This is a genomic window from Lysobacter sp. (assembly GCF_035655815.1).
In the GTDB taxonomy this organism is placed as follows: domain Bacteria; phylum Pseudomonadota; class Gammaproteobacteria; order Xanthomonadales; family Xanthomonadaceae; genus Lysobacter_J.
This window is the reverse complement of sequence record NZ_DASRTS010000006.1, coordinates 1-7915: the sequence shown is the minus strand read 5'-3', so window position 1 is coordinate 7915 and position 7915 is coordinate 1. Positions and strand designations below refer to the sequence as shown.

Sequence of the window (7915 nt, the reverse complement as noted above, 5' to 3'; positions counted from 1 at the left end):
TCGCCCTGGGTGATCTTGCCGCGCTTGTCGGCGAAGCGCTTCTCGAACTCGGCCTTGTGCGCCTCGATCTGCTTCTGCGCGCGCTCGATCGCCTCGACCGCGTCCTCGTCCTTCATGCGCAGCGTGAACCAGTCGGACTTCTTCAGGCCGTCCAGCACGAGGCTGGTGACCGTCTCGCCCTTCTTCAGGCCCGCGCCGCCGTTGGCGGTCTTGCCGATCAGCTGCGAACGCAGGCGGTCGTAGATCGCCGCCTCGAGGATGCGGAACTGGTCGTCGAAGTCCTTCTTGACGCGACGGATCTCGTTTTCCTCGATCTGGCGCGCGCGCTTGTCCTTCTCGATGCCGTCGCGGGTGAAGACCTGCACGTCGATGACGACGCCGTCCATGCCCGGCGGCACGCGCAAGCTACTGTCCTTAACGTCGGACGCCTTCTCGCCGAAGATCGCGCGCAGCAGCTTCTCTTCCGGCGTCAGCTGGCTCTCGCCCTTCGGCGTGACCTTGCCGACGAGGATGTCGCCCGCGCGCACTTCCGCACCGATGTACACCACGCCCGACTCGTCGAGGCGGTTCAGCGCCTGCTCGGAGACGTTCGGGATGTCGGCCGAGATTTCTTCCGGACCCAGCTTGGTGTCGCGCGCGACGCAGGTCAGCTCTTCGATGTGGATCGTGGTGTAACGATCCTGCTCGACCACGCGCTCGGAGAGCAGGATCGAGTCTTCGAAGTTGTAGCCGTTCCACGGCATGAACGCGACCAGCATGTTCTGGCCCAGCGCCAGCTCGCCGATGTCGGTCGACGGGCCGTCGGCCAGCACGTCGCCGCGCGCGACCACGTCACCGACGTTCACCAGCGGACGCTGGTTGATGCAGGTGTTCTGGTTGGAACGCGTGTACTTGATCAGCGTGTAGATGTCGACGCCGGCATCGGTCTCGCCGACGATCTCGCTCTCGTTGACCTTGACCACGATGCGGCCTGCGTCGATCTGCTCGATCACGCCGCCACGACGGGCATTCACGGTCACGCCCGAGTCGCGCGCCACGGCGCGCTCGATGCCGGTACCGACCAGCGGCTTCTGCGCACGCAGCGTCGGCACGGCCTGGCGCTGCATGTTCGCGCCCATCAGTGCGCGGTTCGCGTCGTCGTGCTCGAGGAACGGCACCAGCGCGGCCGCGACCGACACGGTCTGCATCGGCGAGACGTCCATGAAGTGGATCTCGCTCGGCGGACGCAGCATCGACTCGCCCTGGTAACGGCACGCGACGAACTGGGCGGTGATGTGGCCCTTCTCGTCCTGCGGCGCGTTGGCCTGGGCGATGACGTACTCGTTCTCTTCGATGGCCGACAGGTACTCGACGTCGTCGGTTACGCGGCCGTCCACGACCTTGCGGTACGGCGTCTCGAGGAAGCCGTACTTGTTGGTGCGCGCGAACACGGCCAGCGAGTTGATCAGGCCGATGTTCGGGCCTTCCGGCGTCTCGATGGTGCAGACGCGGCCGTAGTGGGTCGGGTGCACGTCGCGCACTTCGAAGCCTGCGCGCTCACGGGTCAGACCACCCGGGCCGAGGGCCGACACGCGACGCTTGTGCGTGACTTCCGACAGCGGGTTGTTCTGGTCCATGAACTGCGACAGCTGCGAGGAGCCGAAGAACTCCTTGATCGCGGCCGCCACCGGCTTGGCGTTGATGAGCTCCTGCGGCGTCAGGCCTTCGGACTCGGCCATCGACAGGCGCTCCTTGACGGCGCGCTCGACGCGGACCAGGCCGACGCGGAACACGTTCTCGGCCATTTCGCCGACCGAACGCACGCGACGGTTGCCCAGATGGTCGATGTCGTCCACGGTGCCGCGACCGTTGCGGATCTCGGTCAGCACGCGGATCACGTCGAGGATGTCGGACGTCGCACCGCACTCGCCGCGCAGGCGCACGGACTCTTCGTCCTTGCGCTCGGCAAAGTACTTGGCGTCGTACAGCACCGACGCGCCCTCGGTTTCCTTGCGGCCGAGGCGACGGTTGAACTTCATGCGGCCCACGCCGGACAGGTCGTAGCGCTCGAAGGTGAAGAACAGGTTGTGGAACAGGTTCTGCGCGGCATCCTTGGTCGGCGGCTCGCCCGGACGCATCATGCGGTAGATCTCGACCAGCGCTTCGAGCTGCGTCTTGGTCGAATCAATGCGCAGCGTGTGCGAGATGTAGGCGCCGCGGTCGAGGTCGTTGACCCACAGCGTGCCGACGGCGTCGATACCCGCCTTGCGGAACTTCGCCAGATGGTCTTCGCCGATCTCGTCGTTGGCGGTGGCCAGCAGCTCGCCGGTGTTCGCGTCGACGACGTCGTTCGCCAGGATGCGGCCGAGCAGGTACTCGTCCGGCACGGCCAGCGCCGAGATGCCCGACTGTTCCAGCTGCTTGACGTGGCGGGCGGTGATGCGGCGGCCGGCCTCGACGATGACCTTCTCGCCATCGGACAGGTCGAAGTTCAGCGTTTCGCCGCGCAGGCGCTCCGGAACCAGTTCGAGCTGCACGCCTTCCTTCGGATCGATGTGGAAGGTGTTGATCTCGAAGAACTCGCGCAGCATCTCCTCGTTGTTGTAACCGAGCGCGCGCAGCAGCACGGTCACCGGCAGCTTGCGGCGACGGTCGATACGGGTGAACAGCGCGTCCTTCGGGTCGAACTCGAAGTCCAGCCACGAACCGCGGTAAGGAATGATGCGGGCGCTGTACAGCAGCTTGCCCGAGCTGTGCGTCTTGCCGCGGTCGTGATCGAAAAACACGCCCGGGCTGCGGTGCAACTGCGAAACGATGACGCGCTCGGTGCCGTTGACGATGAAGGTGCCGTTCTCGGTCATGAGCGGAATCTCGCCCATGTAGACCTCCTGCTCCTTCACGTACTTGATGGCCTTGGTCGACGACTCGCGGTCGTAGATCACCAGGCGCACCGTCACGCGCAGCGGCGCGCCGTAGGACAGGCCACGGTTGCGGCATTCGCGCTCGTCGAACGGCGGGTCACCCAGCTTGTAGCCGACGTATTCCAGCGCGGCATTGCCGCTGTAGCTGACGATCGGAAACACCGACTTCAGCGCGGCATGCAGGCCACGGTCGGCGCGCTTGGCGGGGTCGATGTTTTCCTGCAGGAACTCGCGGTAGGAATCGACCTGAATCGCCAGCAGGAACGGCACTTCGAGGATCGACTTGCGCTTGCCGAAGTCCTTGCGGATGCGCTTCTTTTCGGTGAACGAGTATTGGGCTTTGGAAGCCGTCGTCATGGAAGCTGTGGTCATGGTGAGCTACCGCCTCGATTTTCAGAGCCGGGAACCGGGTCCGTCTCCAATCGCGTGAACCAGCAACGCCCGCTCCAGGGCGATGGCCTGCTTCTGCGATGTTTGGAACTCGGACTGCGATCCCCTCAGGGGATGGTGAACTGTCAGTTGGAAGCCGCGGGTATTGCCGGCACCCGCACGCCCTCTAGTGCTGCTTCCAACTACCAACTCGGTTGGGTTTTCTTGCCGCTCCGGGCAACCGCTTCCGGATAGGACTTCAACAACGGCCAAAGGCCGGGGCCTTACGGCCCCAGCCTCAGGTGGTCGCCAGTGCTGCGCTCTCGGTCAAGAGCCGGCGACGCGGGTACTGCTTACTTCAGCTCGACGGTCGCGCCAGCGGCCTCGAGTTCCTTCTTGAACTTCTCGGCGTCTTCCTTCGAAGCGCCTTCCTTCACGACGCCGCCGGCTTCGGCGAGGTCCTTCGCTTCCTTCAGGCCCAGGCCGGTGATGGCGCGGACGGCCTTGATGACTTCGACCTTCTTCGCGCCGGCATCCTTCAGGATGACGTTGAACTCGGTCTGCTCTTCGACCGGAGCGGCGGCAGCGGCCGGACCAGCAGCGGCGACGACCGGGGCGGCGGCGGATACGCCGAACTTGTCTTCGATCGCCTTGACCAGGTCCATCACCTGGCTGATGGTCATGCCGGCAACGGCATCGATGATCTGTTCGTTGGACAGGGACATGTTGTTAACCTCTGGAAATTTTTGAACTTACGAATGTGTTCAGTCGCATCGACGGGACGGCGATCAGGCCGTCTCGGCTGCGGCCTCGGCAGTTGCTTCGCCACCCTGCTTGTCGGCCACGGCCTTGACGGCGCGGGCGAACATGGTGACCGGCTCGGCCAGGACGCGGGCCAGCATGGCCAGGGCCTGTTCGCGGGTCGGCAGCGAGGCCAGCGCCTCGACGTGCGAGCCCGGATAGAGCTTGCCGTCGATGGACACGACCTTCGCCTGCAGCTTGTCGTTGGTCTTGGCGAATTCCTTGATCAGACGCCCGGCAGCACCGGGGTCTTCCGACGAGAACGCGTACAGCAGCGGACCGACCAGTGCATCCTTCGTGCACTCGAAGTCCGTGCCTTCGACGGCGCGCGCGGCCAGGGTGTTCTTGACGACCTTCAAGAACACGCCGGTCTCGCGAGCCTTCTTGCGCATCGCGGTCATCTGACTGACCGTGGTGCCTGCGTACTCGGCAGCGACCAGGGAGTGGGCCTTCGAAGCGACTTCCGCCAGTTCGGCGACTACTTCTTGCTTCTGGGACAGATTGAGAGCCATTGCACTCCTCCAAATGAACTCCGCTCACGGCTCCTGCCGCTTGCGGTCCTGGGCGACGCCGTTCCGTGGCGCCGGGGATGCGTGAACATCCCGGTGGTGGCCACTCCAGAAAGATTTCCAGAAGGCACCATCTACGCAGGCCGACCCCGGACGGGTCCGGATTAAGCAGCCCCGCTTCCACCGGCGGCGATTCCCTGCCATGTCGAGCATCCATGCCCGTCGCCGGTAGGCGCTGACCGCACCTGCGGTCTTTGACGGCTGCCGCGCGGACCGAAGTCCTTACGACGCCCTCAAAAGTTTCGTCTCCGTCATCCCCGCGGAAGCGGGAATTCAGGGACTGTGTTCTTTACTCCAGCCCCTCAGCCGCAAGAGCCAAGGCGCTGGATCCCGGCTTTCGCCGGGATGACGTAACGGCAAGGGCCCTCGCGCAGAGCGCGAGGGCGCCGTTACGTCACTTCAGCGTCAGCGACGCCTGGTCCACGGTCACGCCGGGGCCCATGGTCGAGCTGATCGAGATCTTCTGCAGGTACTGACCCTTCGCGGTTGCCGGCTTGGCCTTGATCAGGTCGAGCAGCAGGGCGTGCAGGTTGTCCTTCAGCGAGGCGTCTTCGAACGAGGCCTTGCCGATGGTGCAGTGGATGATGCCGGCCTTGTCGGTGCGGTAGCGCACCTGGCCGCCCTTGGCGTTCTTGACCGCCTCGGCCGGGTTCGGCGACACGGTGCCGACCTTCGGGTTCGGCATCAGGCCGCGCGGACCGAGCACCTGGCCCAGCTTGCCGACGACGCGCATGGCGTCCGGCGTGGCGATGACGACGTCGTAGTTCAGGTCGCCGGCCATCATCTTCTCGGCCAGGTCGTCCATGCCAACGGCTTCGGCACCCGCGGCCAACGCCTCGTCAGCCTTGGCGCCCGACGGGGCGAACACGGCCACGCGCACGGTCTTGCCGGTGCCGGCGGGCAGCACGGTCGAGCCGCGCACCTGCTGGTCGGACTTCTTGGCATCCACGCCCAGGCGCACGGCGACGTCGACGGACTCGACGAACTTGGCCTTGGTGGCGGTCTTGATGATCTTGATTGCCTCGTCGATGGCGTATGCCTTGCCCGGGACGACGGCGGCCTTGATGGCCTTTTCGCGCTTGCTCATTGCCATGTTCTTAACCCTCCACCACCAGGCCCATGCTGCGGGCCGAACCCGCAATCGTCTTCACCGCCGCATCCAGGTCGGCCGCCGTCAGGTCGGCTTCCTTCTGCTTGGCGATGGCTTCCAGCTGGGCGCGGGTGACCTTGCCCACCTTTTCGGTGTTCGGGCGCTTGGAGCCGGAGCTGATGCCCGCGGCCTTCTTCAGCAGCACCGAAGCCGGGGTCGACTTGGTGACGAAGGTGAACGTGCGGTCCGAGTACGCGGTGATGATGACCGGGGTCGGCAAACCCGGCTCGAGCTTGGAGGTCGCGGCGTTGAAGGCCTTGCAGAACTCCATGATGTTCAGGCCACGCTGACCCAGGGCCGGACCGACCGGCGGGGACGGGTTGGCCTGACCGGCCTTGACCTGCAGCTTGATGTAACCGACTACTTTCTTAGCCATTGCTTCCTCTCCGGGTGCTAACGCCTGGTTCGCAGGCTCCCCATCGCGCCGGGAAAATCACGTGTCCCGACATCACGTTTTGACTTTTCAGGCCGCCGACACGGCAACGGCCGCCCCGTGGCGGCCGGCCTCCCGGCCCGCGCCAGAGGCAGCGAGCCGGTAAGTATAGCAGGGTTTTAGGCCTTTTCGACCTGGCCGAATTCCAGCTCGACCGGGGTCGAGCGGCCGAAGATCAGCACCGCCACGCGCAGGCGGCTCTTCTCGTAGTTGATCTCTTCGACCACGCCGTTGAAGTCGTTGAACGGGCCGTCGATGACGCGGACCATCTCGCCCGGCTCGAACAGGACCTTGGGCTTGGGCTTCTCGACGCCTTCCTGGACGCGCTGCAGGATGGCATCGGCCTCGCGGTCGGCGATCGGCAGCGGGCGGTCGGCGGTGCCGCCGATGAAGCCCATCACCTTCGGGGTCTCCTTGACCAGGTGCCAGCTCTCGTTGTCCATGCGCGGGATGCCCGCTTCGTCATGGGTGGCGATCTGAACCAGGACATAGCCCGGGAAGAACTTGCGCTCGGAACGGCGCTTCTGGCCGGAGCGCATCTCCACGACCTCTTCGGTCGGGACCAGCACTTCGCCAAACTTGTCCTGCATGCCGTCGCGCGCGATGCGGTCGCGCAATGCCTGCGCCACGGACTTCTCGAAGCCCGAATAGGCGTGGACGACGTACCAGCGCTTGTGCACTTCGGTCATTTGCTTACTGCCCCAGAATTAGCTTGACCGCGAACTGGATCACCAGATCCATGCCGGCCAGGATCAGGCTCAGCACGGCCACGGCGATCATCACCACCCAAGTGGTGCGCATCGCTTCCTGGCGGGTCGGCCAGACGACCTTGCGCAATTCGAAACGCGACTCGGACAGGAACTCGCGGGTCTGCAGACCCTTTGCGCTGATCAGGAACACGCCCGCGCCCAGCACGAGGCCGGCCGCGACGGCGAGCGCGCGGAGCGCACCGGGCCACTGGTCGAAGTAGATGTAGGCGGACACGCCGGCAGCCACCAGCAGCAGCGCCAGGGCGTACTTGACGATGTCGCCCGCAGAAGCGGATCCGGGTTGTTCGACCTTGCTGTTCATCCGATCCATCGCGCGGCGCACGTGTCCGCGTCTGTTGTGTGAACACCCGGCCGGAGGTCGGGCCCTTGCGGAAGACCCGCATGGTTGGCACGCCAGGAGGGACTCGAACCCCCAACCTGCGGTTTTGGAGACCGCTGCTCTGCCAATTGAGCTACTGGCGTATGTGACTAGTTTATTGCGTTTGCTCAAGACAGCGAAGGCGGACCGAAGCCCGCCCTGCCGACTTCCAGCGTTGTGGCCGCAGGGCGGGTCCAGGTCGCTGGCTCCCGGCTCGCGCCGGGACGAAGAGGTCCGTGGTCTGGGCCACGGACCGGTCCATCACTTCAGGATCTTCGCCACCACGCCGGCGCCGACGGTACGGCCGCCTTCGCGGATCGCGAAACGCAGGCCTTCGTCCATCGCCACCGGGTTGATCAGCGTCACCACCATCTTGATGTTGTCGCCCGGCATCACCATCTCGACGCCTTCCGGCAGCTCGACGGCACCGGTGATGTCCGTGGTGCGGAAGTAGAACTGCGGGCGGTAGCCCTTGAAGAACGGCGTGTGACGGCCGCCCTCGTCCTTCGACAGCACGTACACCTCGGCCTCGAACGTGGTGTGCGGGGTGATCGAACCCGGCTTG

At 65.2% G+C, this 7915-nt stretch carries 8 protein-coding genes and 1 tRNA gene; all 9 read right to left on the bottom strand.

Going from position 1 to position 7915, the window contains the following annotated elements; translation table 11 throughout:
* The coding region (rpoB, locus tag VFE83_RS00910) for a DNA-directed RNA polymerase subunit beta (protein WP_324902977.1) at positions 1-3257 on the bottom strand (3257 nt) is incomplete at its 3' end.
* Between the two features lie 365 nt (positions 3258-3622).
* The gene (gene rplL / locus VFE83_RS00905; protein ID WP_324902976.1) at positions 3623-3994 is read right to left on the bottom strand and encodes a 50S ribosomal protein L7/L12; all 372 of its coding nucleotides are present in this window, start codon (positions 3992-3994) and stop codon (positions 3623-3625) included.
* 63 nt (positions 3995-4057) lie between these two features.
* Positions 4058-4582 carry a 50S ribosomal protein L10 gene (gene rplJ / locus VFE83_RS00900; protein ID WP_324902975.1) on the bottom strand — a complete coding sequence of 175 codons (525 nt, stop codon included), beginning with the start codon at positions 4580-4582 and terminating at the stop codon, positions 4058-4060.
* A gap of 451 nt (positions 4583-5033) precedes the next feature.
* Positions 5034-5732 (bottom strand): 50S ribosomal protein L1, encoded by a 699-nt coding sequence (rplA, locus tag VFE83_RS00895; RefSeq protein ID WP_324902974.1) that lies wholly within the window; start codon positions 5730-5732, stop codon positions 5034-5036.
* Between the two features lie 4 nt (positions 5733-5736).
* Positions 5737-6165, bottom strand: a complete 429-nt coding sequence (rplK, locus tag VFE83_RS00890; protein ID WP_158982383.1) for a 50S ribosomal protein L11 — start codon at positions 6163-6165, stop codon at positions 5737-5739.
* Between the two features lie 176 nt (positions 6166-6341).
* On the bottom strand, positions 6342-6911 hold the full coding sequence (gene nusG, locus VFE83_RS00885; protein ID WP_158982384.1) for a transcription termination/antitermination protein NusG: 570 nt from the start codon (positions 6909-6911) through the stop codon (positions 6342-6344).
* A gap of 4 nt (positions 6912-6915) precedes the next feature.
* The gene (secE, locus tag VFE83_RS00880) at positions 6916-7293 is read right to left on the bottom strand and encodes a preprotein translocase subunit SecE (RefSeq protein ID WP_324902978.1); all 378 of its coding nucleotides are present in this window, start codon (positions 7291-7293) and stop codon (positions 6916-6918) included.
* Positions 7294-7378: 85 nt separating this feature from the next.
* Positions 7379-7454 (bottom strand) — tRNA-Trp (locus VFE83_RS00875).
* Between the two features lie 157 nt (positions 7455-7611).
* A partial coding sequence (locus tag VFE83_RS00870; RefSeq protein ID WP_324902973.1) for an elongation factor Tu occupies positions 7612-7915 on the bottom strand: 304 nt, incomplete at its 5' end.